Raw genomic sequence first — 24,423 nt, 5'->3', positions numbered from 1 at the left:
CGGTTCTAGTGTACCGCCGTGTGCTCGGCGGCTTCAACTGTATTCAATAACAGGCTCGCCACCGTCATCGGGCCGACGCCGCCCGGCACCGGCGTGATCGCACTGGCCACCGCAGCGCAGCTTCCAAAATGGCAGTCGCCGACGTCGTGCGAGCGACCCTCGACCTTGTTGTAACCGGCGTCAATCACCACCGCGCCCGGCTTTAGCCACTCGCCGCGAACCATCTCCGCGCGACCCACTGCCGCGACCACAATGTCGTGCTCGCGCACGAGCTCGGCCAGATTCTCAGTCCGCGAGTGAGCGATCGTCACCGTTGCGTGGCGTTGCAAAAGCATCAGCGCGGCGGGCTTGCCCAAAATCACGCTGCGGCCGATAACGATGGCTCGCTTGCCCGAGCACGCGATGCCAAAGTGCTCCAGCAGCCGCATAATGCCAAGCGGCGTGGCCGAGCGGAATCCGGGCAGATCGGCCACCAGGCGGCCCAGGCTGTCCGGCGTGATGCCGTCCACGTCTTTGGCCGAGCCCAACGCGAGCAGCGCCGCGTCCTCGTCCAGGTGCTTCGGCAAGGGGTGCTGAATCAGCACGCCATGCACGCTGGGGTCGGCATTCAATTCGTGAATCTTGGCCAAGAGTTCGGCTTGCGTGGTCTGGGCGGTGACTTCCCACGAGCCGCTGATCATGCCGGCTTTCTCGGCCCAGGTACGCTTCATTCGCACGTAGGCGAGGCTCGCCGGATCTTGCGAGGCCACCACAACTTCGATGCGCGGCGTGACTCCGCGAGCGACCAAAGCAGCCACGCGATCCGCCAATTCCCTCCTCAGTTCGGTCGCAAGAAACTTACCATCCAGGAGCAGGGGCATGACCCCTAGTTTACTGCCAGGAGACGTTTTCGCGAAGGACGCGGGCCGGGTTTCCGCCGATCAGCAAGTTGTCGCCGTCAAACGATTTGGTCACCACGCTGTTCGCGGCGATGACACACCCGTTGCCAATGCGCACGCCTTTGAGAATCTTGGCGTGAGCCCCGATCCAGGCTCGCTCGCCAATGACGATGCTCGGGTCGCGGTCCGTTTTGCCGTCGTAGCTCAGCGTGTGAAAGTCGGTATCCAGAAACTCCACGCCCCACGAAATCGTGCAGCCGCGCCCAATTTCGACGTGACTGGTGGCGATGAACGTGGTGTTCGCCGTCACCCGACCGCCGTGCAAAATCAGCTTGCCACCCGGGGCAACATCCACGCGGCAGCCTCGGCCCAAGGCAAAAAAGTCGTTCACCACCATCTCACCTTGCACGTTCACCCAGGTTCCTTCGCGCGGCGACATGAAGCCCACGTACTCGGTCGCGATTTCCAAATGACCTTTGGTCTGGATGTTTTTGAGGCCGCGGATCTGCACGCGGTGGTCCGCGCGGATGCGCTTGCCCGCCAGCTTAAACAGCACCTCGCGAATCAGCAGCATCGGCAACGACACTCCCGCCGCGCGCAGCCGGGCAAAGTAATCAGAACGGTTCACGTTCCTCACCTTCGGCTTCCTCGTCCATAAACCCAAGGTCGGGGCCGTCGAAAGCTACACCTTGCCCGCCGAGCACGCCTTCGACGTCGCGCACATCAATGCGCACATCGCGCGGCCGCGGTCCGTCGCGCGGGCCGACGATGCCCTTTTCTTCCATCAGGTCCAGCAGCCGCGAGGCGCGTTGGAACCCGATGCTAAATCGGCGTTGCAGCATGGACGTGGAGGCTTGGCCGCGCTCGACCACCCACCGCACAGCATCGCCAAACAGCGGGTCGAGGTCGCCGCCGGAGCCGCCATCTTCGCCGCCCGCGCTCGTGGACTCCACCGTGATCGGCTTCAGGACGTAGTTGGGCAGTTCTTGCTCCTTCCAGTGCTTGCAAACGTCTTCGATTTCCTGTTCGCTGACGTAGCAGCCCTGCATCCGCACGGGCTTGTCGGCGTCAATCGGCAGGAACAGCATGTCGCCCTTGCCTACCAAATCTTCGGCGCCCGAGCTATCCAAAATCGTCCGCGAGTCAATCTGCGACGACACCGCAAACGCGATCCGCGAGGGCACGTTGGCCTTAATGAGGCCGGTAATGACGTCCACTGAGGGTCGCTGAGTGGCGATCACCAGGTGAATGCCCACCGCGCGGGCCAGCTGCGCCAGGCGCACAATGCTGGTTTCCACTTCGGCTTTCGCCTGAATCATCATGTCGGCAAGCTCGTCAATGACCACCACGATGTAGGGCATGCGGTCGGCGAAGCTCGCCTTGGCGTTCCAGCCCTCAATGTTGCGGACGCCCTTCTCGCTGAACAGATCGTAGCGAATGTCCATCTCGCGCCAAACCGCGCGGAGCACGCCGGGCGCTTCCTTAACGTCCTTGACGACCGGGCACATCAGGTGCGGAATCCCGTCGAACAGCGAGAGTTCGACGCGCTTCGGGTCGATCATCACCATGCGCAGGTCCTTCGGCGTATTTCGGACCAGCAGGCTCGTGATGATCGTCGCCAAGCCAATGGATTTGCCGCTATTGGTGGCTCCGCCAATCAGCAGGTGAGGCATCTTAGTGAGGTCCGCGTAGCGATTCGCACCCGCGACATCCTGCCCGAGGGCAAAAGCAAGGCGCGACTTGTGGTCGAGAAATTCTGGCGAACTGCACACCTCGCGCAGGCTGACCATGCTCGGCTGGGTCGTGGGCACTTCCACGCCAATGGCGGCCTTGCCTGGAATCGGGGCTTCGACGCGCACCGAGCGCGCGGCCAGATTCATGGCGATGTTGTCGGCGAGCGCGGTGATGCGACCCACGCGCACGCCCGCACCAAGCTGAATCTCGTAGCGAGTAATGGTCGGACCGGTCGCGACTTCGACCACGTTCGCTTCAATCCCGAACTGGTCGAGCGTGTCTTCGAGGGTCTCGATGTTGCGCTGCATCTCTTCGGCGCTGCGCTTGGGCCGACTCGGAGGCATCGCCAGCAGCGTCATTGGAGGCAACGTGTAGCCCTCCTTGGGTTCGGGCGTGGAATTCTGGGTGAGGCTCGTCGGCGGCACCGCCTCGGTCATCTTGGGCATGCGCCGGGTTTGCAATCGCTGGGTTGGCGGAGTTTCGTCGTCCGGCTCGGCGGCGGCGTTGCTGGGTCGAGCCATGCGTTCGCGGTTGACGACCACCGCTTTATCCGGGGCTTCGCGACCGGTCACGCGCACTTCGCTTTGGCCACGACCCGCGATGGGTTGCAGCTGAAATCGTTCGAAAAAGTCGCGCAGCGGAAACTCGCGGCACAGCACGATACCGATCATGCCGAGCGCGCCGAGCCCCACCATGCTGGCCCCGCCCAGCGCCCAATTGAGCGCCCAGGCCACCGCGCCGCCGACATAGCCGCCCGAGGCGACCACTGTCGCGTGGTCAAACCAATCGCCGTGAAGTGACCGGGCAAAGAACCCGACGATGCACAGGAACAACAGGCCGATGCCGATGCTGACCCTGGTGATCTGCATGGCTTGGCGTCCGCGAATGAACGCGACTCCCATGGCGGCGAGCGCAAACGGCACCACCCAAGCGACTCGGCCAAACACCGTGTACGCGGCATCTTTAAGGGCTTGCCCCACCGCGCCTGCGTTGCCCATGGCCAGCGCTAGCAACATCACCACGCCAACCGCAATCAGCACAATGCCGGCGGTATCGTCGTGGCGATGCGATCGTTGGGGGGCAGCGGCAGCTCGGCGCTTCGTTTTAGACCGCGTGGAGGTTGGCATCCTTGATCTCGTTTCGTTGTTCATCACAGCACCTTCCTTGGCGTTGCTTTAGGTTCAGTATAGCCTAAGCGACCTTAAATGCAAGATAAACTGTGCGCGTGGTCGGAATTCTCATCGGGACCAAGGGGCGCGGCTCCAACATGGCGGCGCTGATTCAGGCCGGGTTGCCCGTGGCCTTGGTGGTCGCGCCCAGCCCGGAGGCTCCCGGATTGGCGCGAGCCGCCGAGCTTGGCGTGCCGACTCTGGCGCTCGATCCGCGCCGCGACGACCTGGTCGCGCCGTTGAAGGCGGCGGGCGTCACGGTGCTGTGCTTGGCCGGTTACTTGCGGCTGCTGCCGGATTCCGTTTTGGACGCATTCCCGGGGCGGGTGCTGAACATCCACCCCGCGCTTTTGCCTCGCCACGGCGGCAAAGGTATGTACGGCATGCACGTGCACGAGGCCGTGGTTGCGAGCGGCGACACCGAGACCGGCTGCACGGTCCACCAAGTGACGTCCGTGTACGACGATGGCCAGATTCTCGGCCAACTGCGCTGCCCGGTGCATCCGGGTGACACCGCCAACGACGTTGCCGCGCGCGTGTTGGCCTTAGAACACGAGCTGTACCCAAGCGTGGTGAGGAGCCTGCTTTGAACCCGTTTGTGTTAGCGTTTGGCCGAGTGTTCGGCACCATTGTCACGTTCGTGCTCGGGCCGCTGCGCTCGATTCATGAAGAGCGGTTGCCGCGCGGCGGGCTTCTCATCGTCTCCAACCACCTCTCGGATTGCGACCCGGCTTTTGCTTACATCGGCGCGCGGCGACACGTGACCTTCATGGCCAAGAGCGAGCTGTTCGAAATGAAGTCCATCGGCTGGTTCATCCGCGCCTTTGGCGCGTTCCCGGTGCGGCGCGGGGCGCCCGATCGGGCCGCGCTAAAGAAGGCGATTGACTACCTTGGCCAGGGCCAAACGGTGGGGATTTTCCCCGAGGGCCGCCTAAGCGAAGATGGCAAACTGCAGCCGCTGCTAAGCGGGGTCGCGCTGATTATCAGCCGCGCGCAGGTGCCGGTGGTGTGCTGTGGTTTGCAGAACACGAACCGCGTGATCCCCTACGGCAGCATGATTCCGCGGCCCGCGTTCCGGTGGGTCTGGGCGCGGTTTGGGCGCGTGCAACGCTTCGCGCCCGAAGCCACAAACGAGGAGATCATGGCTTGGCTGGAAAGCGAACTGCGCCGCTTAACCGGGCAATAAGAACGGGGCTCGCTGCATGGCGTGCCCCGTTAGCGATGAAGCTCTAAGTTACTTGCTCTTGCGGCGAAGGACCAGCAGACCGCCCAGCGCGAAGGCCAGCAGCGAAGCCGGTTCCGGAACAACGCGAATCGCCGTCGTGAAGTAGTGCTCGCCGGCAGTTTGGTTCGACCAAATTCGTGCCGCGTTCAGCGAAATGCCGCTTTGCGTGCCCCACGGACCGCCGCCATTAAAGCCGATCAGGGTCGGCGTAACATAGCCGCTACCGAATCCGCTGAGGCTTACTTGCCAATCAGTTGTGTTGGTCAGCAGGTTCTGCGTCAGGTTGCCGAAAGCAAAGCCCGCGTCGCTGAGCGACGCTTCGCCCACGATCATCGACGGCGCGCCAAAGACGTCGCGCGCACGGATGTGCAGGTAGTTGGTCATGCCAGGCGTCAGCGCGACGGTTCCGGTGACCGTACCGGCTTGCCAAGTGTTGACTTGCGCGGCAAACTGGGTGCCCTGTACAGCGTCCGACGTCGAAATGTACGCCTCAAAAAAGTCGTCGGCGACCATTTTCAGGGTGAGGCTGGTGGCCGAAGCAAGGCCCACACTCGCCACTAATGCAAGGGACAAAAAGCACTTCATCCCATAAATAGTAACAGGCAAGCGCCGATCCTGCGGCAGGTAGTTTTACGGGTTTTTGCTCACGCTGTCGCCCGCGACCCAACCCGTGCTAAACGCCGCCTGCAAGTTATAGCCGCCAACCGGCCCCGCGACATCCAGAATTTCGCCGGCGAGGAACAGCCGCTCACACTTGCGCGAGCGCATCGTGTGCGGATCGACCTCGTCGAGGGCGACGCCCCCCGCGACCACCTCGCCCTTGTCCAAAATCACTTCCGCGACGCCGCCGAGCGGCCAATTCTTCGTCACCTCGACCAGGCGATTGCGCTCTTTCTTGCCGAGGTTCGTGGCCAACGTCTCGCCATCCACCTGCGCGGAGCGAAGCAGTTCCGTCACCAAGCTCGCCGCTACCGTCTCCTCCAGCCACCGCTTGATGGTGCGCTTGGGGTGAATCTGACACCACCGCACAAGTTCCTCGCTCACCGCTTCGTAGCTTTGGTCGGGACGGCAGTCGGTCAGCAGTTCGACCGGCCCGGTCGCCTCGGCGCATTCTCGGCTCAGGCCGAGCACGGTTGGGCCGCTCACGCCGCGGTGGGTCATCAGCAAGTCGTCTCGCCAGCGCGCGATTTCCTTGCCGCCCGCTCGCGCCTTGAGCAGGCAATCGCGAAACGAGACGCCACTCAGCTCGGGGCGCGCGGGATCGGTGCGCATGGGCGCCAGGGCGGCGCGAATCGGGACCAGCGTGTGTCCGGCGGCCCGCACCCACGGGTATCCGTCGCCGGTGGTGCCCGAGTTGGGATACGACTTCCCGCCCACCGTCAGAATCACGGCCTCGCCTCGGAGTTCCTCCCCCGAGCCGAGCCGCACACCCAGGCAACGACCGTCCTCGATAATCAGGCCCAAGACTGGGGTCTCTACACGGACCTCGACGCCGGCATCGCGCAGCACTCGATCCAAAATCGCGACCACGTCCTTCGCGGTCTTGTCCACCGGGAAAATGCGTCCGTTGGGCCGCGTGTAAACCTCCAGCCCGCGCGAGGTGAACAGGTCCACCACCTGCTCGTTGGAAAAGCGGTACATGGCCGGACGCAGGAACAGGGCTTCGTTCTTGCGGAACGCTCGGAGCACGTCCTCAATCGGACCGGCGTGGCAGATGTTGCACTTGCCGCCGCCCGAGATCAAAATCTTGGTGCCGATGCGGGCGGTCTTTTCCAGCAGCACCACGCGGTGACCGCACTGAGCCGCGCGCCACGCCGCAAAGATGCCCGCCGCGCCCGCTCCCACCACAATCACCATGCCCTCTATTGTGGCGAAAAAGAAAAGGGCCCTCCCGATTGGTCGGGAGGGCAGATCTGCAGGGGTTGTGTCAACCCTTCTTTTTGACTTTCTCGGGCTTGGTTTGTTCCTCAACCAGGCCATTATTTTTCTCAGCATCCCGGGGAGCGGCCACGCGGCCTCGATTTTCGGTGTTCACCTCACGCACGGTGATGAAGAACACCAGTTCGCGGCGATCGCGATTCTTGGTTTCGCGGCTGAACAGACGACCCAGGAGCGGAATGTCCTTGAGCAGCGGGATGCCGCCCATGGTCTTGGATTCCGTGTCGGTGATCAGGCCACCTAGAGCGATGGTTTCGCCCGAGTTGACCATGACGGTGTTGGTCATCACGCGCTCCACGGTTTGCGGAAGTTGGCCGCCGCCGGGGACCGAGGTAAAGCCCTTCAGCGAGCGGATGACCGGTCGCATGTCGAGCGTGATCTTACCATCGGCACCGATGCGCGGAATCACCGCGAGTCGGATACCCACGCCGATGGACGCAGTCGTGACGGTCACGCCGTTCTGCGTGGACTGAATGGATTCCACGTAGCGGATCGTCTCGCCGATGAAGGTTTCGCTTTCGCGGCCATCCATGGCCAGCAGGTTCGGGCGGCTAATCACGCGGCCCGAAGCGTCCAGCTGATCCAGCGATGAGAACAAGCTGCCGGTTTGACCGTTCAGGTTGTAGTTGACGCGGGTTTCGCCTTCGAGCGTGCCGATGTCATCTTGAGTGCGACCGGGGTTCTGGTTGATGCGGATCGAGCGGGCGATACCGCCGGTCAGCATGCTCCAGTCGATGCCGATTTTGAGAGCTTCGCTGCGCGAGAGTTCCACCACGCGGACATCAATGGCCACTTGCTTGGGCTCCAGGTCAATGCGCTCGATGAACGCAGCCGCGCGGGTGATCTGCTCGGGTGAACCGCGCAGAATCAAGCGCATTGGTTGAGCGGTCTTTTCCAGCTCGTTAAACGGCTGGCTCAGCGCGCTGTCAAAGTCCTTGCTTTCGCCCTTGGCCGAGACGTCTTGCGCGTCGCCGCCGCCGCCATCGCCCTTCATTTCGCTGGTCGCCTTGTTACCGGCGCGAATGCCTTCGTAAAGGCGCGGGGCACCGGCTCCGGCGGGAGCGAAGTCCACTTGCAGACCCGGGACGAACGACATCACCTGATCGCGGACACTGCGCGGGTCGGAGAATTTCAGATCGTACACCGCGATGTTGTCACCGACGCCATCAAACTCGGCGAGGAGTTGCTTGGCGCGAGCCACTTCCGATTCGCGTCCGACGATGATCACCGACTGGCGCTCGCCGGTTTCCGGCGAGGCGTGCAGCGCAACCTTCGGGAAGGCAGGGCCAAACCCTTGGAAGCTCACGTTATCGATCATCGCCTTGGCCTTGAGGGTCTTCGAGCGGATGGTGTAGGTGTCGGTCACCAACGCGCTGCTGACGCTCGGCTCGATGCCGTAGCTGGCGCAGATTTGGCGGTCGAGCTGCGTAATGTAATCACGGACTCGGCTCACCATCTCGTCGTTGCCGATGAGAATCATGTAAAGGTTGTCCAGCGGAGCCAGCGAGGCCGTGCTCTTCTCGGACTTGGACGACGATCCACCGCCGCCGCCACCTTGGCCGGGATCGACCTTAGCTCCGCCACCGCCGCCATCAGCTTCGGCTCCGGTCGAACCGCCGCCGCTTTCCGAGGTGGACGATTCCTTCTTTTCCGAGGAAATTTCGCTGGACAGCAGCATTTCGAACGAGCCTTCGCTCGTGCTCGGAATGAACGCGCGGGTCACGGTCTCGCGAATCTGGCGAATGTCACCGCTGTAGATCGGCACGATAAGCGTGGTGCTCACGGCCTGGTCGCGGCGGCTCAGTTCGTTGACGATCTCACGGATCTTTTCCTTCGGCGCGACCACGTAAGTCGTTCCGCGGACACGTTCCCATCGCAGACCGCTCGGTACGGTGACGAAGTCAAGGGCCGAATCCAGCGGGACGTTCGCGATGCTCACCGTCACCGTGCCCTTCATGTTCGGGGCAGTCACGATGTTCGCGCCCGATTGCAGAGCCAGCGCCTTCAGCACGAGGTTGACGTCCGTGGCGACGAAATCAAGCGAAATGGTGCGCTTCTTTTCGACCGCGTTACTGCGGACATCCTTTTCAAAGCCGTTTTGCTTCGGAGGCGTCGCTTGCGGCTTGGTCTGGACTTGCGGCTTCGGCGTCGGTTGCGGCAACGGGGTCGGCGTCGGCTCGGTGACCGGCGTGTCGTTGCGGCGCAGACTCATGAAGTCCGGCGCGCCTTGCGCACTCGTCGCCGTCAGCAACGGAGTCGAATCTTGGTTCGCCGTCTTGACCGGCGTTTCCGCCGGATTCGGCAGCAACGGATTGGTGTCCGAACCAGCGTTGGCTTGCTTCGGAATCGTGATCACGAAACCGTCCGCGGTTTTGGTAATCAGCGGCGTGAGCGCCGGGTCGGTCAGGCGAATGCTGACGCGGACCTTTGGCGGACGGGCGGTGTACCAACCGTACTGCACGTACTCCACGCCCTGCTTGCGGACCGAAACCTTACCGGGCTTAACGCCGCCCGCGAGGGCTGCCTCAAACTCGGCAATGTACACCGTGTCCCGCATGACGCGAAGTTCCTTCGGCGACTTGAGATCGGTGCCCGCCACAGTGACCACAAGGGCCCCCTGGGTCACGCCCGTGGTCACGCCCGAGATCTTCGCTTGCGCAAGCGCAAAAGGCGCGACTCCGAAAACCAGAGTCGCGCCCAGGAACCAGCGAGATCGCAGTGATTGCGCTCTACCGGGCCAAGTGAAGGATGTGCTGTTTGCCGCCATACTCAATCACAACATGACGACTGGCGACGGCAATAAGCCGCGCATCAAAAGCTTCCGATCCGAGTTTTACTAAAAATTGTTTTCCACCGTGGTCCTGCAGGATCGCGGTCGGAACGTCACCTTTCACAACCCCCACCACCGAAAGACCGGGGTCTTCGGGAGTCGGCTTGAACTCGGTTTCCTTGGTTGGCGCCGTCGGCTGGGTGTTGCCCACCGTGGTCGCGGTCGGATCCAATTCGCCACCCATCGGCGTCAAGTCCGGTCGCATGGGTTGCAAACCGCTGGTGTTGGGCACCGCACCGCCACTTGTGGCTCGCGGGCCAGGGCCGCCGCCAATGGGCTTGGGCGCCGGACCAGCCGCCGCCGTGTTAGCCGCGATTGCGCCCAAACCACCGGGGATGTTAAACGGATCGCGCTCCGGAAACTCGGGGCCGGCATACTTGCGAATGCCTTCCTTCACGCCGCTTTCGTCGGCATAGTCCCGATTCTCGACCGGCTGAGAGGTTTCCTTGGCCACCGCCTTGGCGGGTGCCGTCGGCTTACTGCCGCCGAGGAACGAGAACGCCCCCACGCCGACCATCACCGTCATCAACGCGCCCATCACGATGAGCTGTTTCTTTTCTTTTTCGCTCTTAGCCATTCTTTTCTCCTCGGGAAGTCTTTTCGCCGCGCGCCTGAGTCGAGGGTTCAACCGACGTGGTCGGCTTCTTTCCGCCGCCCGGCTCTTCGGTGCCGGCCTTCGGCTGCTCTACCTCGGGGTAGAGGTAAGCGCGCAGAGTAATCGTCATGTCCAGCGAACCGCGGCTGTTGTCGCGGGTGCCGTTTTGGCGAGGCGAGATATCGAGGCTCTCGATCCGCACGATGTTGGGAAAGTTCTCCAGCGCCTCGATGAAGCGACGCGCGGAAATGTACTCGCCCGAACCCTTCACCTCGATCAGCTGATCGTCGTAATCCTTGCGAACCGGCTTGTCGCCTTCCTTGCCCTGGTTCGGCGCCGGCTTGTTGGCGTCGTCCTTGGGGCGCACGCCCGTGACGATGAGGCCGTTGGCGATACCGGTTTGCTCGAGGCGGGTCATCAAACCCGAGACCGCGACTTCCGGTCGCTCGTCAACAATGTGCTCCAGGCGCTTGTTACAAAGTTGCAGCCGCTCGTTGATGGCCGCGAGTTCGCGATCCACCGTCGCTTCTTCGCGAATCTGCGAGAGCAAAGCCTTGGCTTCGCGATCGTTCTTGCCCGCGTCGCCCATAAAGCTGATGGCACCGGCGATGGAGCCGAGGACCACCACGCCTGCCAAGACCGCGATCATTGTGGGGTTGGACGTGTTCTTCATGCCTTTTCCTCCTCTTCCTTCGGCTTCGGTTGAGCTGTTCCCGCGACCCGCGCGGTGAGCTCAAACTTAATGCCCGTTCGGTCGGTCGAAACTTCTTCGTTGGTGTAGTTCAGCACCACGCCTTCGTAATCGGTGCTCGCTTGCAGACGGTTCATCATGTCCGCGGCCGAACCTTGCCCCCCGCTGATGCCTTGAATCGTCAACGCGACCGGCTCGGTCGCCATGGTCTGCGTCGAGCGAATCTGCGTCAACCAGGCGTCGGGCGGCGTGTTCTTGGCGAGGTGGTTCAGGATTCTAAACCAGCGCTTCGTGGCTCGCTGCGAATCGTCGAGATTCTGCATCTTGGGTTCGAGCTTGCCCACCAGAGCGGTGAGTTCGTCAATTTGCTCGACCTTCGGATAAATGCGCTCGTGCTTTTGTTTTGCATCCACCAGAGCGGCGCGCTTGCCGGAGAGATTCATCCATTGCATGCCGAGGAAGCCAAGCGCCAGCACGGAAATGCCGAGGGCGCCCGCCGACACCAGCTTCGTCTTGCGACGCTGGGCCCGGACCAGAATGCGTTGTTCGCGAATGAGGTTAATGTTTGGCATAAGGTTAAGCGGCGGGCTCGTTGGACTTCATCGCCAACCCGGATGCAACGGTGAAGTTGCTACCCGACCCAAGGTCGTGGCTCACTCCCGACGTGAATCGGGGGTTGTCCATCACTCCAATCTTCAAGGCTTTCAGCCCCAGCTTGGCGCTGAGGTACTCGGTGAGGCCGCCCAGTTCGGCGCCGCCACCAGTCAACACCATGTGCGTCACCGCTTCCGGGGTACCGGCCTCGGTGGCCTGGGTGGTGAAGAAGTTCAGGCTGCGGCGAAGTTCGCGCAGAGTTTCTTCGAGGTGCGGCTGCAGCACGCGAAGCGGCGCAGCTTCCACAACGGCGTCTCCTGCCAGCGGCGAGATATCCAGCTGAGCCTTGCCCGATTCGGCATCTTCGCGCGAGAGCTTAAAGAAGTTCGCGAGCGCATCGGAAAGTGCGTTGCTACCTTGCGGAATCGTGCGAGTGAGCATGAACCGGCCCTTGCTGACCACGCTCACGTTGGTCGTGCGGGCACCGAGGTCCACCAGGGCGAACGTCTTTTCTTCCCAATTGTAAAGGCTGTCCGACTCGATGAGCGCGCGGTAGACGGCGAACGGCTCAAGGTCCACGGCTTCGACCTCAAGGCCGGCCGCTTCGCACGCCGCGATACGTGAATTCACGAGGTCGCGGGGGGCCGCGACGAGCATGACTTCCATCTGCGTCTCGTCGAGATCGCCGAGGATCTCGAACTCCACGTAGCTGTCTTCAATCGAGTTCGGGATGTAGCGCCCGGCTTCAAAGCGAATGGATTTCTGCAGGAGTTCGGCGGTCATCTTCGGCATCGCCACGGTTCGCACCACCACCGTGGCCGAAGCCACCGAGAGGTTCACCAGCCGACCAGCGAGGTTGTTGTCCTTAAGCAGGGCGCGGAGAATGCCGCCCACCAGCGGGACGTCCACCACCACGCCATCGACGACGGCGCCCATGGGCGTGTCAACGGTGTACGCCGAGGAGACCTTCCAACCGAGGCTCGTCGGTTCGACCATGGCCACCTTAATGGCCGAGTGCCCGATATCAATTCCGAGAGTTGAACCTTGTTTACGCGACATGATTTTGAGGGGTGGTTTCGGTGCGCATGGCGTGCAGTTGCGAGGCGACAAAGGCCTCTACATCCGTGCGGCGGTAGCGGAGATTCGCGCCCGCCACAAACCCGGGCAACTGCCCTTGGCGGGTGAGTTGGGCGACTTCAAACGTTTCAAGACGAAGCATCTCGGCGACTTCTTCCAGCGTCATGATCGACTGCTTGGTCGCGAGGGTGGCCGAAAAGAGCTGCATGGATTGCTCGGGCGAGAGGTCAAGTTCCAGCAAAATCCGCCCCATTTGAAGCGCATTCGTGCCCGCTGCCGAGGTCTCGACATCCTGTGTTGTACTGACCGAATCCATGGTCTCCGTTCCTAAAGACGGAGAAGTAGCCTCAACGATTGCACTATTTATCGGTTGGGTCGGTTTTGTTGTGTCGTAGACGCCCGCCGCGCGGATAGCATCCTGAATCAGGCGGTCCGTTCGGTCGGTGGTGGTGATCGTCTCGCTCACGTCGGCGTTAATCGAGGTCATTACAGTCTCCATAGGGGTTGCTTCAGGTTCAATCGCCACCGGATTCGTCGTCGGGGTGGCATCAAATTTGGGGCTGAACTTCCGCGCCGGCGTGGGGCTGTAATCGTGAAGCTCATCGAGGTGGTGAAAGATTCGTTGGAATAGGTTCATGCGGCTGTTTCTCCGTGACTAAAAACTTGATAGAGGTAAAAGGGGTCAACCACGCCCGCACGGGCGCAGAGTTCGTTGGCCATGGCTTGGTGCAGCCATTGGCAGATGCGGCCCGGATTTCCCGCGGCCTTTTGGTGAAGCAACTCGACCGCCTCAACCGAGATCGGGAACGATTCGCCTTTCCACCCGGCCGCCGCGAAGCGGTCGCGAATGAGGTCGCTCGCCTCGGCCGCGGTCAGCGGCGCGAGTTGGACTTGGAAGGCGAGGCGCGTGAAAAACTCGGGGTGAATCGAGAGGTTGCGCACCAGCGTAGAGCCGCCCGCCAGGATGCAATTGATCAGGTACTTGCTGCCCACGCGAGCCTTGGTCAGCTCGTCGAGCAGCCCCAGAATCGCCGGGTCTTCGACGGCGTCCACGTCGTCGAGCATCAAAATCGTACGCGGGCCGCGCTCTGCGCGCTCAAAAAGCTCGAGGTGCACGGCTTGCCGCAGCAATTGCACGTCGTCGGCGATAGCCGGGCAGCCAAGTCCTTGCAGAATCGTTCTCAGCAACTGGACCGGGGTCAGGCCGCGCAACGAAAACGCCAGAACTTGCGCGCCTTCTTCGACGAGAACTTGTTTGAGGTGATGCAAGAGCGTGGACTTGCCCGATCCCGTTTCGCCGGTGACGCAAGCCGCGCCGCGATTGCGCTGGACGGTGAAGTAGAGGAGCGTGAGCGCGTTCTCCAGCGAGTTGGTCAGGCGCACAAAACGGCGGTCGTACCCTTGTGCAAAAGGATCCTCCGCGAGGCCCCACTGAGCCCAGTAGCTGGTTTCGGCATTCACCACGATCACCACTTGGGTTATCGGCAGACTTTCCTGGTAGCTTTAACTTTGTGCAGTGGCGCGTCCTCCAAAACCGAAACTTTCGCAATCTTTGGTTGGGGCAGCTCATCTCGCAGCTCGGCGATTCGTTCTACTTTTTGCTGTTCGGGTTCATGGTGGACCACCTAACCAAGGACACCCGCATCGTGAGCTTGGTGATGCTGGTGCAGGGTCTTCCCTACATCGTGCTGAGCCCCTACGCGGGGGTCATTGCCGACCGGCTGGACCGCCGCCGCATCCTCATTTTCTGCGATGTGGCCAGCACCGTGGTCTTGCTGATCGCGGCGGCAAAGCAGCTTCTCTCCGGCCTCACGGTCCCAGAAATCTTTGTCGTCGCGGCGTTGCTTTCGGTGGTCAACGCGTTCTTCATTCCCGCCAAAAATGCGAGCATCAGCCGATTGGTGCCCGAGGACCAAGTGAACGAGGCCAACAGCCTGAGCCTGGCGACGCAAAACACGATGCCGCTGCTGGGCTTGCTCGGCTCGACCATGGTGCTGACCGCATTGGCGAAACTGGGCCTTGGCTTCGGGTTTGGCATCGCGATCATTATCAATGCGGCGAGCTTTTTGGCGTCGGCCCTGTTCATCGCGCGACTGCCCGCGCTACCCACCGCCGGGACCAGCGGTTCGGGCTCGGCCAAAGAGGAGTTTCGCGAGGGCTGGCACTACGTGCGCTCGCACCGGGTGCTGCTGACGATCGTCGCGCTGAGCTGCGGCACAACGCTCATGATCGGCTCGTTCTATCCGACCTATCTCGCGGCCAACCGGCAGTGGTTCGGCGGCGAGTTTGTGACCTTGGCGATCGTCGAAGCTTCGTTTTTTGTGTTCATGATCCTCGCCAGCCTCTACTTGGGACGGCACCCGGTGCGTCGGCTGGGCCTGGCGTTCGCGGTGCCGGTGGTGCTCATCGGCTTGCTGGTGGCGGCCATGGCGTGGGGCCGCAACTACGCGGTGTTCGTCGCGCTCAACGCGGCGTGCGGCATCTTTGTGCCCTACCTGCAGATTCCGATCACCAACTACGTTCAACTTGAAGTGCCCGACGAGGTGCGCGGGCGCGTGTTCGGGTTCATGGGTCTGGCGAACATGGGCATGACGCCGATTAGCTTGCTGATTTTCGGCCAGCTCATCCAAGTGTTCGGGCTACACGCCTCGTTCTTGGTGAGCGGTCTCGGCTTTACCGCGGTGGGCCTTATCGCCCTGGCGCTGCCGGAGTTCCGCCGGGCGCAAATAACGGTGCCCGCTCCTGAGGAGCAGGCACCGATTGAATCCTAACGAAGGTTGGCTTTACTCAGCCGGAGCTTCAGCGGCCTTCTTCTTAGCGGCCGGAGCCTTCTTCGGCTTCGGTTCGCCAGCCGGCTTCTCGGCCTTCACGACCTTGGGGGCGGCAGTTGCTTTCGCGACTTTCTTGCCGGACTTGCCGGCGGCCATTGCTTCCTTGCGGAGGTCCTTGATGCGATCTTCCTTGCGTCGCCAACGGTTGCGGAGTTCCTTGTTTCGAATGCGCATAAAATGGTCCTTGAACGCCAGAAAGATACCCCATTCCTGGCGAATGTGTGAAAAACACCCAACTTTCTACCGGTCTGAAGCATCTATTCTGTAACGGATCGATGCATCCGGTGATATAGTACGTTTAACGGGGTTCGCCTCGCACTTTTTCATTCAAGACAACTGCCATGAATATCTCGTTCCCGCCCGCCAAGCTTGGTCTAGTGGCGCTCGCCCTTGCCACCGCTGGCATGGCGATCGCTCAAACAACCAACACGGTCGAACTCAACCGCATGCGCGCTCAGTTTCAGCGCGACGATGCCGCCCGATCAACCCGCGTTACTTCCTATGTCACGCGCACGGGTGAAAAGTCGACCCGCACTTTGAACAACCAGCAGCAATGGATCTATGACATTGCCGCGAACGGCAAGCCGATCTGGCGCGCCTTCGACAACCTCACCGCCGCCCGCAACATCGGCGCGACCGATCTTTGGGGCGGTGGCAAGTCGGGTCTCAACCTCGATGGCTCGCGCGCTAAAGTCGGCGTGTGGGATAGCGGCGCGGACATCACCATTGGTGAGTTCGGTGGTCGCATCCGCCGCGGCGACAACTTCAGCGTATCCGATCACGGGATGCACGTCAGCGGAACCATTTGGGCCGTCGGCCTTAATCCGCAAGCCAAGGGTATGTCGTACAACGGCTCCGGCGTGTTCTACGATGCCGGCAACGATGACGCCGAAATCGTGGGCGAAATCCCCAGCGGCCTCATGCTTTCGAACCACTCCTACGGGTTCCTCGCCGGTTGGGTGTTCAACTACCGCGGCGACGGCAAGTGGGTTTGGCTCGGCGATCCCGCCGTCAGCGAAGTCAAGGATTTCAATTTTGGGATGTACTCGGGCTACGCTCGACAGATCGACCAAATGCTGTACAGCGCGCCGTTCTACCTTTACGTAGCCTCGGCCGGTAACAAGCACGGCGAATCGCCCGACACGCAACCGGTGGATCACTGGGTGTGGCAAAACGGCGACTGGGCGAGCTCCAGCAACGTCCGCCAAGACGCCTTTAGCTACGAGCAAATCGGCTCGGACAAGATGGCGAAGAACATGATGACCGTCGGTGCGACGGAAAAACTGTTCGGCCCGTACACCGGACCCAATTCGGTCCGCGCGTCAGGCTTCGGTTCGTGGGGTCCCTCGGACGATGGCCGCGTCAAGCCGGACATCACGGCTCCGGGTGTGGACTTGGTTTCGACCGTCCCCGGTGGCTACGCTGCATTCAGCGGTACGTCCATGTCGTCGCCGACCACCACGGGCGGCCTTAGCCTTCTGCAAGACCTTTATGTCTTGCGCACGGGCGGTCCGATGCGCGCTTCGATGCTCAAGGCCGTGGCGTTCCACACCGCCAAGGAAGCCGGCGAAATCGGTCCCGACTACATTTATGGTTGGGGGCTGCTGGATGTCAGCGCGGGCGCAACTGCTGTCAGCAATGGCCTCCTCAACGCCGCCATGATGCAAAACATCACGGTTCGATCGGGTCAAGTGATTGACATTCCGATCACCGCTCGCAGTGGCCAACCGCTCCGCGTGACGGCCAACTGGACGGACCCGGCAGGCACTGCCGTGAACAACGTGTTGGACAGCCGCACGCCGACCCTGGTTAACGACATTGATGTCCAAATCATCGACACCGCGACCAGCGATGTCTACCTGCCGTGGAAGCTCGATCCGGAAAATCCGGGCGACCCCGCCACGCGCGGCGACAACACGGTGGACAACACCGAGCAATGCCAAGTTGACGATCCTGATGGACAGTACATCATCCGTATCTCGCACAAGGGCGCTTCGCTCGCTCCCGCAGGTTCGCAAATCGTTTCCGTCGTCATTTCGGCGGACGTCCCGACCGGCCTTTCGGACCTCGAACTGAGCCCGGGTAGCGTTATCGGTGGCGTGCAAAACAGCGTCGGTACGGTTACCCTCGCCGAACCGGCTGCCGAACCTCTGGCGATTGAACTCACCAGCAGCGACACGACGGTTGCGACGGTTCCCAGCGTGATCACGGCGAACACCGGCGACACCTCGGTGAACTTCACGATCACCACCAAGAACGTACGACCTCGAACCGGCAACCAAGTTCCGGTCACCATCTCGGCGACCTCGGACATCGGTGGTCGAAGCGCTGTTCTCAGCGTCCTTCCGATTGGCGTGGCTTCGGTCGAACTGACCTCGAACGACGTGATCGGCGGCAACAACATCACCGGCAAGGTGCACCTGAATGCACCGGCGCCGACGGGTGGCGTGGCCGTGGCTCTTCGCAGCGACAAGACCAAGGATTCGCGCCCGACGCGAAACTGGATCTACGTCCCCGCGGGCAACACGTTCGGTGGCTTCACCGTTCGCACCAGCGGCGTCAACCTTTCGAGCGACACGACGATCACCGCCGTTCGCCTGGGCCTCACCGCCAGCAACTCGCTGCGAGTGAATCCGGCGACCATGACGACCTTCACGGCTACCCCGGGTAGCCTGCGAACCGGTCCCGTGACCCTCAAGATCACGCTGAACGGTCCGGCCGGCCCCGCCGGTCAGGTCTACACCCTTAGCAGCAGCAACAGCGCTCTGCTCTCGGTGCCGCAAACCATGAAGGTGCCGTCGGGCAAGACCACGATCACCGTGGTTGGTGCCGCGGTCGGTACGGGCTCGGCCACTCCGGTGACCATCACCGCCACGCGCGGTTCGGTGAGCCAAACGGCCACCGTCAACGTCGGCAGCTAAACGCGGCCGCTGACCAACGAGGCAGGAAGTTTCGACTTCCTGCCTCGTCTCTTTCTTGAACGACCATGGATTGGCCCGCCACTCTTGAGCAATATCTCGCGCACCTCAGCGCGACGCGCTCGGCGCATTCCGTCCGGTCGTACGGCTCGGACCTCCGCCAGTTGGTGGCGTTCTTGCCGGACCGCCCGCTGGATTCCACCGCCATCCGCGCTTACCTTCGCGAACACGGGGCATCAAGCCGTACTCGGGCGCGCAAGCTGTCCGCCATTCGGTCGTTTGTCCGCTACCTGCGTCTGGCCGGGATGCTCGATACCGATCCGACCGAGTCGCTGCAGGCTCCCTTTCAGCGACGGACTCTCCCCAAGGCGCTGAGCGAGCCCCAAGCCCAGGCGTTGCTCGACGAGATCGAAGGGACCAAGACCGCAGAGCGCGACGCCGCGATTTTGGAGCTGATGTACGCCGCTGGGCTCCGCGCCAGCGAGGTGGTCGGCGTCAACCTGCCCGATGTTGACCTCAAGACCATGCAGGCTCGGATTCATGGCAAGGGCAACAAGGACCGCATCGTCCACCTCAACGAGACCGCCCGGGATGCGCTGGAACTTTGGCTGACCAAGCGACGTGGCGGCGAGCCTGCGCTGTTCACCAACGATCGCGGCCAACGCCTGAGCGTGCGCACGGTGGGCAATGTCGTGAAGCGTTGGGCGCGCCGCGCGGGACTCGACCCCAGCGTGAGTCCGCACACGCTGCGGCACACCTTCGCCACGCACCTTCTGGATCACGGCGCGGACCTCAAAACGGTGCAGCAGCTTTTGGGGCACGAAAGCCTGGCCACGACGCAGGTTTACACCCACGTGAGCGTCGAGCGGCTACGCGATACGGTGCGCACGGCGCACCCGCGCAGTTCACCCCCGCCCGAATCTGAACCCCGGTAAACTCTGCCTGCCGCCCGGGTGGCGAAATGGTAGACGCAGAGGACTTAAAATCCTTTGGTAGCAATACCGTGAGGGTTCGAGTCCCTCCCCGGGCACCAGCTAGATTTTTACGCCGGTGCTAATGCCGAAATGGCGGCCATTGATGAGGATGAGCGAGACATTGTTGCGCTTGCCGGTCCGGTTTAGGAGCCAGTGGGTGTTCCGTCCGTCGTTCTGAATCATGAGGCTCCACTGCGGTTGCAGGGCGATACTGATGCCGAAGGGTACCGTGAACGTTCGCTCCCATTCCGAGTAGTTGAGCGAAACATACGGGTCTAGCTTGAGGCGCGGCAAACTTTTGGCAAAGGTCAGGAAGTAGCTCTGCGTTCCGGGCGGCGAGAATATCCGGTCGCTGGACGTGCCCAGCGAAATCATCGGCGGCCAGGCATCCATCTTCTCGGGCAGAAGCGTCCAGTTGGCCGTGGGGTTGACCTCGCCGACGGCGGGATTGTATTCCAGGCCGAGCAGCAGTCGGTCGCTCAGGCCGTAGGCGGCATTGAAGCGCCATCGCGGACGCGCCTCCTTTGTGTTGGCGTAGCGCAGCGTAAGCTGCACTTCCCCCTTATTGCTCCCCGAACCGAGGAACTGCCCTTCGCCGGGTCATCCGACTCACGTGGGGACTTGGCTGGGTATCTGAACCGGCTGAGTCGGACGACTTTCCTGCGCCATCAAGATTTGATTGGCGAGGAACAGCCCGATGCTCCAGGTTTGTCGGTTCACAGGGTTACTTATACCATCGGCGGCTCCGCCAGCACATATCCCGCGCGCAGAACCGCGACCAAGCTCGGCGGAGTGACAAGCCGCGCGTCGCGAAGCGCTCCCAAATCCACGGCCCCCGAGTACCCCTCGTGCGACCAGCGATGTGCCTGCCCGCGCCAAACGAGCCACGCCGACCCCGCGCTCTCCACGAATGCCCCGTCCGGCAACCCGAGAACATCCACCGGCGGACGCGCGCCGCGGATCATGGGCACACGCTCGGCGTGCAGCACGCGATCCATTTCCTTGGCACTTGCCCGCGCCCCAAACGCCGCCGCCCAAGCGGCGCAGAACCGCAGGTAGTCCGCGCGCCGACAGAATGCACACGGGCGGTGCCCCGCCGCCAACGCGACCGCCTCATCCAAAAAGAACAGTTCCGTCCACGAGCGGGCGCTCATCACGGGGCGTCGCCATCCGCGAAACTCCAAGGCGCAGGCGATCCACGCCTTGTGCCGCCACGTCTCGCACTCCAGCTCCTGGGCCGCGTTGTGCAGAATCCCGCGATTGCCGATCACGCGGCCACGCGCCGCCGACCGCTCGATCCGGGAAAAGGGCGTTACGCGGTTCTGCAAAGGCATGTCTCGGAATACCCGGCAAACCCGCCAGCCCGCATGCTCACCAGAGTTTCCCGCCCCTGGTAGGAACACCAACCAACCCACCGAACTGAGAGCGGAACGGCATCGGTGGGGCTGGCATGGTTCTTGCCCGCAACTTTTCGCAATGAAACTTACACTGTTCGTTTTGTCTCTGGGTGTGGTTGGTGTGGCCAGTGCCCAAACTTTGGTCAGCAATCTGCACCTTCAGCGGCAACAATCGGGGTGGATTTGTAGCGGCGACATGAGCACGGCGATGAGCTTTACGCCGGGTTTCGATGCCAACATTTCGGGCATCACCATGTGGGGATTCGGCATGATCCGCACGACGCCGCTGATCATGAACATCCACGCGGACGATAACAACAAGCCGGGCGCGATCATTTTTAACCTCAGCGGCACGAATCCGGGCGACGCCTGGTCCGAATACAACTTTACGGCCACCGCAGTTGGCGGCGGGGGTAGCGGAAGTGGCGGCGACAAGCCAGGTGGACCGGGCGCGCCCAATGGCACCGGCAACATTCGCGGCGGACGCAAGTACTGGGTCGTCGGCAGCAGCCTCGCGCCGGGCGCAATCTACGGCTGGGGCCACACGCAAGGCGGCGGCGGCGAGGTCGGCATGTCCGGCTGGACCATCGGCGACAACCCCAAAGTGCGGCACCTCAATGGCGCATGGGAAGACACCAATTGGATTCCTTCGCAGTTCCGAGTGAACGGTCAGCCGGTGCCCGAACCCGCCAGTATGCTCGCGCTCGGCCTCGGCGGCATCATGCTGCTGCGGCGACGATCGCGCTAGGTTCAACGGGTAGGCTCTGGCGGTGAAGCAACTTCCGCCCGGCTGGGTCGTCACAGGCTTCGGCCCGTTCGGCGACGTCACCGAAAACCCCAGCGGCATCTTGGCTCAGGCATTGAGCCCGGATGCCGTTGTGTTGCCCGTGACCTACGCGGCGGTGGACCAGTTTTTGGCGGACCTGAGTCCCACCGAATGCCTGCTCATGATCGGGGTGGACGCCACCGCCAAGGAGCAGCACTTGGAGTTGATCGGTCACAACCAAGTGACCGGCCTGGTGGATGTGGATGGCCAAGCGCGCCGCGGCTCGATTGTGCCCGACGCCCCGGCTAGGCTCGGGTCAACCCTTGTCCCCGCCGAGCTAGCCACCACCCTGGCCGAGGGCAACACGCGCGGCTTGCGATTGCGCACCGATCCCGGGCGATACCTTTGCAACTACGCGTTGTTCTGCGCGCTGGCCAGGCGACCGGAAATCAAGTCGGCTTTCCTTCACATCCCGCCGTTCGAGGTGATGTCGAAGTCGCGCCAGGTTCGCCGAGCCCGCTGGATCGTTGAAGAGTGTCACCGCGCGTGGTACCTTTAAGGCGTGTCCCCACTGGAAACTTTCCCCAACCCCGCGCCGGGGCGGAACTACCTGATTGCGCATAGCTGCCCGGAATTCACGAGCGTTTGCCCCAAAACGGGCCTGCCCGACTTTGCGACAATTGATCTGGAATACATTCCCGACGCCACGTGCATCGAGCTCAAGAGCCTGAAATACTACTACCACTCGTTCCGTGATCAAGGCATCTTCTACGAAGCCGTATCCAACCGATTGCTGGAAGAACTGGCCGCCTCGTGCAGCCCGCGCTGGATGCGCATCACCGGACGATTCGCCGTACGCGGCGGCATTAGTTCGGTCATCACTGTCGAAACCGGGCCGCGACCCGACCTCGGCTGAAACAAAAAAAGGGCCCTTCGGCCCTTTTTTTGTTTGTCTTAGCGAGTCATCGCGAGCAGCGGAATGCGGCCTTGCGTGCTGACGTAGGTCCACGCCACCAGCGGCTGCGGAACCGTGCGCCCGGCCAGATTCGCGGGATCAAACTTGCCCGCCGTCCGCATGGCCTCATCCGATTCGGCGGCCAGTTTGCGGCTTTCGGCCCCAGCCAAAGCCGCATCGGCGGCGAACTTCTTCGCGTCTTCGGCGAGACCGTTACCGGCGGCTTGCTTCGCCTTGAGCAGGAGGTCTTGCTCGCGGTCGCCAAACAGTTTGGCTCGAAGCGAGGCGACCATGCCCAACGTGTAGAACCCGCCGCCGTATTCGGGACCGGCCTTCGTCGCGGCGCGCGCCAGGCCAATCGCTTCTTCGCTCTTGTTTTCGGTCACTGCCAAAATGGCGAGCGAGGTGAGCGCCTGGAACGATTCCGGCTTGGCTTCGAGAGCTGATTGCAGATACATGCGGGCGGCGCGGCGTTGGTACTCGGCGTCCTTTTCGGCGGTCCCGCTGCGGAACGAGAAGTCCACGGCTTGTGCGGCGCGGCTGAGGAACGCATCAAACATGAGCGGCTCGGCCAGAAGGGTGCTTTCGAACGATCGACGGCTGCCTTCAAAGTCGTTGAGGCGATATTGGAACTGCGACATGTACGCGCCGTTCACGGGGTCTTGCGAGTTCTTGCCCAGCGCCGTGAGCACACCGCGCATAGCAGCGGTGCGGTTTTTGGCGAGCGCAAAGAACGCTTGGCCCGTGGTGACCGTGGCCGACGTGCTGTCCTGGAGCAGCGCGGCGCGCTCGGCATCCATGGACGGGGTGGCTTTGCCGTAGAGGTCATGCAGAATCGCCATGATCATCAGGCCGCCACCATCGAGTTCCTTACGTCGCTCAGCGCCGGTCATCAGTTCGTAAGCCTTTTGCGCCCGACCGCCGCGCACCATCGCGTAGAACAGGCGATTGGCGATCAGCGTGTTGGTGCGATCCTTCATATAGGTCGGCATCAACGCGTCGGCGGCTGCGCCATAGCGTCCGGCTCGGGTCAGCAGGTCGGCGTAGTCGAGCAGATTGTCGTCCTTCACTTCGCCAAACGCATCAATCCGCGCTTGGTACACCTTCTGGCGGTACTTGGCGGCGGACTTAAACGCCCCGCCCAGCACGTTGAGAATCTCGTCGCGATTGCTGCTCCGGTTGGAATAGTTGAATGCCTGTTGCAGACTCGCCGCGCTGGCCAAATCGAGAGCGGCAAGATTTTTCGGCTCCGAAATCAAAATCTCTTCCGCGAACTTCACCGCGCGGTCGAAAATGCCCAGTTGCAGGTTCGACTTCGCCAGCAGCAAGCGGCCCGGATTGTAGTCCTTTTGCGCCTTCAGGGCCAGGCGGCCCTGAGTAATGGCTTCGCTGAACTTGCCGTTGCGGAACAAGTCTTCGCCCGCCGCCACAAAGGGGGCGGGACCGGCGGCGAGGCCGTTGTCCACGTTCAGCGTCACCGAAACCGTACCGGACTTGCCGGTCGCGGTGTAGGCTTGCACCTTCAGGGTCAGTTTGCCCTCGGGCTGGGTCAAGCCGTCAATCAAAAACTCATAGGGAGTACTGTCGTCGGTGTTGCGGAGCTCGTTGTTTACGTAAAACTCCACCTGAGTGATGTCTTCCTTGCTCTGCAGGTCGACCTCCACCATCTTTTCCACGCCGATTTTGTCGCCTTCCTTTACGTTCAGGCTAACCTTCACCTGCGCAAACGCAGTCGTCACGGCGAGCATGCTCACCAGGGCCAGAGATCCAATTCGAACCTTCGTCATTCCAATCCTCAACCCAATTATGACGTCTTGGTGCGGCAAGGAATTCGATGGCCTCGCCAAAATG

Annotated in this window: 24 protein-coding genes and 1 tRNA gene; 9 read left to right on the top strand and 16 right to left on the bottom strand. The window is 62.2% G+C overall.

The genetic code is table 11. The features are described from left to right. Positions 1-5: 5 nt before the first annotated feature. From JNJ45_10545 to JNJ45_10535, 3 genes are read right to left on the bottom strand one after another with little or no spacing between them, the layout of a single operon-like run. On the bottom strand, positions 6-860 hold the full coding sequence (locus tag JNJ45_10545; protein ID MBL8049106.1) for a bifunctional 5,10-methylenetetrahydrofolate dehydrogenase/5,10-methenyltetrahydrofolate cyclohydrolase: 855 nt from the start codon (positions 858-860) through the stop codon (positions 6-8). 10 nt (positions 861-870) lie between these two features. Then, complete coding sequence (locus JNJ45_10540) at positions 871-1,506, bottom strand: acyltransferase (GenBank protein ID MBL8049105.1); 636 nt, start codon at positions 1,504-1,506, stop codon at positions 871-873. Continuing rightward, positions 1,493-3,652: a DNA translocase FtsK 4TM domain-containing protein gene (locus JNJ45_10535; GenBank protein ID MBL8049104.1), complete on the bottom strand. Its 2,160-nt coding sequence runs from the start codon at positions 3,650-3,652 to the stop codon at positions 1,493-1,495. The genes JNJ45_10540 and JNJ45_10535 overlap by 14 nt, the downstream gene beginning before the upstream one ends. 185 nt (positions 3,653-3,837) lie before the next feature. On the opposite strand from JNJ45_10535, the gene JNJ45_10530 reads away from it, so the two are divergent. Then, positions 3,838-4,371 carry a phosphoribosylglycinamide formyltransferase gene (locus JNJ45_10530; GenBank protein ID MBL8049103.1) on the top strand — a complete coding sequence of 178 codons (534 nt, stop codon included), beginning with the start codon at positions 3,838-3,840 and terminating at the stop codon, positions 4,369-4,371. Further along, positions 4,368-4,967, top strand: coding sequence for a 1-acyl-sn-glycerol-3-phosphate acyltransferase (locus tag JNJ45_10525; GenBank protein MBL8049102.1), 600 nt, complete (start codon positions 4,368-4,370; stop codon positions 4,965-4,967). Before JNJ45_10530 ends, JNJ45_10525 begins: the two co-directional genes overlap by 4 nt. Positions 4,968-5,015: 48 nt before the next feature. Here the strand turns inward: JNJ45_10525 and JNJ45_10520 are convergent, their stop codons facing one another. The 9 genes from JNJ45_10520 to JNJ45_10480 all read right to left on the bottom strand — a co-directional run bounded on the left by JNJ45_10520 (position 5,016) and on the right by JNJ45_10480 (position 14,201). Next, positions 5,016-5,591 (bottom strand): PEP-CTERM sorting domain-containing protein, encoded by a 576-nt coding sequence (locus tag JNJ45_10520; GenBank protein ID MBL8049101.1) that lies wholly within the window; start codon positions 5,589-5,591, stop codon positions 5,016-5,018. Positions 5,592-5,636: 45 nt separating this feature from the next. Beyond that, entirely contained in the window at positions 5,637-6,863 is a 1,227-nt protein-coding gene (locus JNJ45_10515) for an aminoacetone oxidase family FAD-binding enzyme (GenBank protein MBL8049100.1), read from the bottom strand. A 70-nt stretch (positions 6,864-6,933) separates the two neighbouring features. Beyond that, positions 6,934-9,582, bottom strand: a complete 2,649-nt coding sequence (locus JNJ45_10510; protein MBL8049099.1) for a hypothetical protein — start codon at positions 9,580-9,582, stop codon at positions 6,934-6,936. Between the two features lie 91 nt (positions 9,583-9,673). Beyond that, positions 9,674-10,351, bottom strand: a complete 678-nt coding sequence (locus JNJ45_10505) for a hypothetical protein (GenBank protein MBL8049098.1) — start codon at positions 10,349-10,351, stop codon at positions 9,674-9,676. Further along, a complete protein-coding gene (gene pilO, locus JNJ45_10500; protein MBL8049097.1) occupies positions 10,344-11,042 on the bottom strand; it encodes a type 4a pilus biogenesis protein PilO in 699 nt (232 codons plus the stop codon). Before pilO ends, JNJ45_10505 begins: the two co-directional genes overlap by 8 nt. Continuing rightward, positions 11,039-11,632 carry a PilN domain-containing protein gene (locus JNJ45_10495; protein MBL8049096.1) on the bottom strand — a complete coding sequence of 198 codons (594 nt, stop codon included), beginning with the start codon at positions 11,630-11,632 and terminating at the stop codon, positions 11,039-11,041. Before JNJ45_10495 ends, pilO begins: the two co-directional genes overlap by 4 nt. Positions 11,633-11,636: 4 nt before the next feature. Continuing rightward, a complete protein-coding gene (pilM, locus tag JNJ45_10490; protein MBL8049095.1) occupies positions 11,637-12,713 on the bottom strand; it encodes a type IV pilus assembly protein PilM in 1,077 nt (358 codons plus the stop codon). Beyond that, positions 12,703-13,368, bottom strand: coding sequence for a helix-turn-helix domain-containing protein (locus JNJ45_10485; GenBank protein MBL8049094.1), 666 nt, complete (start codon positions 13,366-13,368; stop codon positions 12,703-12,705). The genes pilM and JNJ45_10485 overlap by 11 nt, the downstream gene beginning before the upstream one ends. Beyond that, a complete protein-coding gene (locus JNJ45_10480; GenBank protein MBL8049093.1) occupies positions 13,365-14,201 on the bottom strand; it encodes an AAA family ATPase in 837 nt (278 codons plus the stop codon). The genes JNJ45_10485 and JNJ45_10480 overlap by 4 nt, the downstream gene beginning before the upstream one ends. Before the next feature lie 41 nt (positions 14,202-14,242). Here JNJ45_10480 and JNJ45_10475 point away from each other — a divergent pair, with 41 nt between their 5' ends. Further along, complete coding sequence (locus tag JNJ45_10475) at positions 14,243-15,502, top strand: MFS transporter (GenBank protein ID MBL8049092.1); 1,260 nt, start codon at positions 14,243-14,245, stop codon at positions 15,500-15,502. A 12-nt stretch (positions 15,503-15,514) separates the two neighbouring features. Here JNJ45_10475 and JNJ45_10470 read toward each other — a convergent pair whose 3' ends face one another. Then, positions 15,515-15,736, bottom strand: a complete 222-nt coding sequence (locus JNJ45_10470; GenBank protein ID MBL8049091.1) for a hypothetical protein — start codon at positions 15,734-15,736, stop codon at positions 15,515-15,517. Between the two features lie 167 nt (positions 15,737-15,903). Between JNJ45_10470 and JNJ45_10465 the strand changes: the two genes are divergently transcribed. The 3 genes from JNJ45_10465 to JNJ45_10455 all read left to right on the top strand — a co-directional run bounded on the left by JNJ45_10465 (position 15,904) and on the right by JNJ45_10455 (position 19,513). Next, entirely contained in the window at positions 15,904-18,483 is a 2,580-nt protein-coding gene (locus JNJ45_10465) for a S8 family serine peptidase (GenBank protein ID MBL8049090.1), read from the top strand. Positions 18,484-18,548: 65 nt separating this feature from the next. Beyond that, positions 18,549-19,415, top strand: a complete 867-nt coding sequence (locus JNJ45_10460; GenBank protein ID MBL8049089.1) for a tyrosine recombinase XerC — start codon at positions 18,549-18,551, stop codon at positions 19,413-19,415. Between the two features lie 12 nt (positions 19,416-19,427). Further along, positions 19,428-19,513 (top strand) — tRNA-Leu (locus JNJ45_10455). A gap of 1 nt (position 19,514) precedes the next feature. On the opposite strand, the gene JNJ45_10450 is transcribed toward JNJ45_10455, so the two are convergent. Together JNJ45_10450 and JNJ45_10445 are read right to left on the bottom strand one after the other, a co-directional pair. After that, positions 19,515-20,009 (bottom strand): hypothetical protein, encoded by a 495-nt coding sequence (locus tag JNJ45_10450; protein MBL8049088.1) that lies wholly within the window; start codon positions 20,007-20,009, stop codon positions 19,515-19,517. Between the two features lie 173 nt (positions 20,010-20,182). Then, positions 20,183-20,788 (bottom strand): hypothetical protein, encoded by a 606-nt coding sequence (locus tag JNJ45_10445; protein MBL8049087.1) that lies wholly within the window; start codon positions 20,786-20,788, stop codon positions 20,183-20,185. Between the two features lie 142 nt (positions 20,789-20,930). Here JNJ45_10445 and JNJ45_10440 point away from each other — a divergent pair, with 142 nt between their 5' ends. From JNJ45_10440 to queF, 3 genes are read left to right on the top strand one after another with little or no spacing between them, the layout of a single operon-like run. Continuing rightward, a complete protein-coding gene (locus JNJ45_10440) occupies positions 20,931-21,599 on the top strand; it encodes a PEP-CTERM sorting domain-containing protein (GenBank protein MBL8049086.1) in 669 nt (222 codons plus the stop codon). Positions 21,600-21,621: 22 nt separating this feature from the next. After that, positions 21,622-22,176: a hypothetical protein gene (locus JNJ45_10435; protein MBL8049085.1), complete on the top strand. Its 555-nt coding sequence runs from the start codon at positions 21,622-21,624 to the stop codon at positions 22,174-22,176. Between the two features lie 3 nt (positions 22,177-22,179). Continuing rightward, positions 22,180-22,533 (top strand): NADPH-dependent 7-cyano-7-deazaguanine reductase QueF, encoded by a 354-nt coding sequence (gene queF / locus JNJ45_10430; protein MBL8049084.1) that lies wholly within the window; start codon positions 22,180-22,182, stop codon positions 22,531-22,533. A gap of 38 nt (positions 22,534-22,571) precedes the next feature. Here queF and JNJ45_10425 read toward each other — a convergent pair whose 3' ends face one another. Continuing rightward, positions 22,572-24,359, bottom strand: a complete 1,788-nt coding sequence (locus tag JNJ45_10425; GenBank protein ID MBL8049083.1) for a hypothetical protein — start codon at positions 24,357-24,359, stop codon at positions 22,572-22,574. Positions 24,360-24,423: the final 64 nt, after the last annotated feature.

The sequence above is a fragment of the Chthonomonas sp. genome, from assembly GCA_016788425.1.
Classification (GTDB): Bacteria; Armatimonadota; Fimbriimonadia; order Fimbriimonadales; family Fimbriimonadaceae; genus JAEURQ01.
The sequence above is the reverse complement of the archived record's forward strand: the minus strand, read 5'-3'. Positions and strand labels throughout refer to the sequence as shown.

Bases quoted from the DNA above. Each gene is read 5' to 3' on its own strand.
- JNJ45_10520 (MBL8049101.1), bottom strand. From the start codon at position 5,591: ATGAAGTGCTTTTTGTCCCTTGCATTAGTGGCGAGTGTGGGCCTTGCT.
- JNJ45_10485 (MBL8049094.1), bottom strand. From the start codon at position 13,368: ATGAACCTATTCCAACGAATCTTTCACCACCTCGATGAGCTTCACGAT.
- JNJ45_10440 (MBL8049086.1), top strand. From the start codon at position 20,931: ATGAAACTTACACTGTTCGTTTTGTCTCTGGGTGTGGTTGGTGTGGCC.
- JNJ45_10465 (MBL8049090.1), top strand. From the start codon at position 15,904: ATGAATATCTCGTTCCCGCCCGCCAAGCTTGGTCTAGTGGCGCTCGCC.
- JNJ45_10445 (MBL8049087.1), bottom strand. From the start codon at position 20,788: ATGCCTTTGCAGAACCGCGTAACGCCCTTTTCCCGGATCGAGCGGTCG.
- pilM (MBL8049095.1), bottom strand. From the start codon at position 12,713: ATGTCGCGTAAACAAGGTTCAACTCTCGGAATTGATATCGGGCACTCG.
- JNJ45_10460 (MBL8049089.1), top strand. From the start codon at position 18,549: ATGGATTGGCCCGCCACTCTTGAGCAATATCTCGCGCACCTCAGCGCG.
- JNJ45_10425 (MBL8049083.1), bottom strand. From the start codon at position 24,359: ATGACGAAGGTTCGAATTGGATCTCTGGCCCTGGTGAGCATGCTCGCC.
- JNJ45_10515 (MBL8049100.1), bottom strand. From the start codon at position 6,863: ATGGTGATTGTGGTGGGAGCGGGCGCGGCGGGCATCTTTGCGGCGTGG.
- pilO (MBL8049097.1), bottom strand. From the start codon at position 11,042: ATGAAGAACACGTCCAACCCCACAATGATCGCGGTCTTGGCAGGCGTG.
- JNJ45_10545 (MBL8049106.1), bottom strand. From the start codon at position 860: ATGCCCCTGCTCCTGGATGGTAAGTTTCTTGCGACCGAACTGAGGAGG.
- JNJ45_10495 (MBL8049096.1), bottom strand. From the start codon at position 11,632: ATGCCAAACATTAACCTCATTCGCGAACAACGCATTCTGGTCCGGGCC.
- JNJ45_10470 (MBL8049091.1), bottom strand. From the start codon at position 15,736: ATGCGCATTCGAAACAAGGAACTCCGCAACCGTTGGCGACGCAAGGAA.
- JNJ45_10505 (MBL8049098.1), bottom strand. From the start codon at position 10,351: ATGGCTAAGAGCGAAAAAGAAAAGAAACAGCTCATCGTGATGGGCGCG.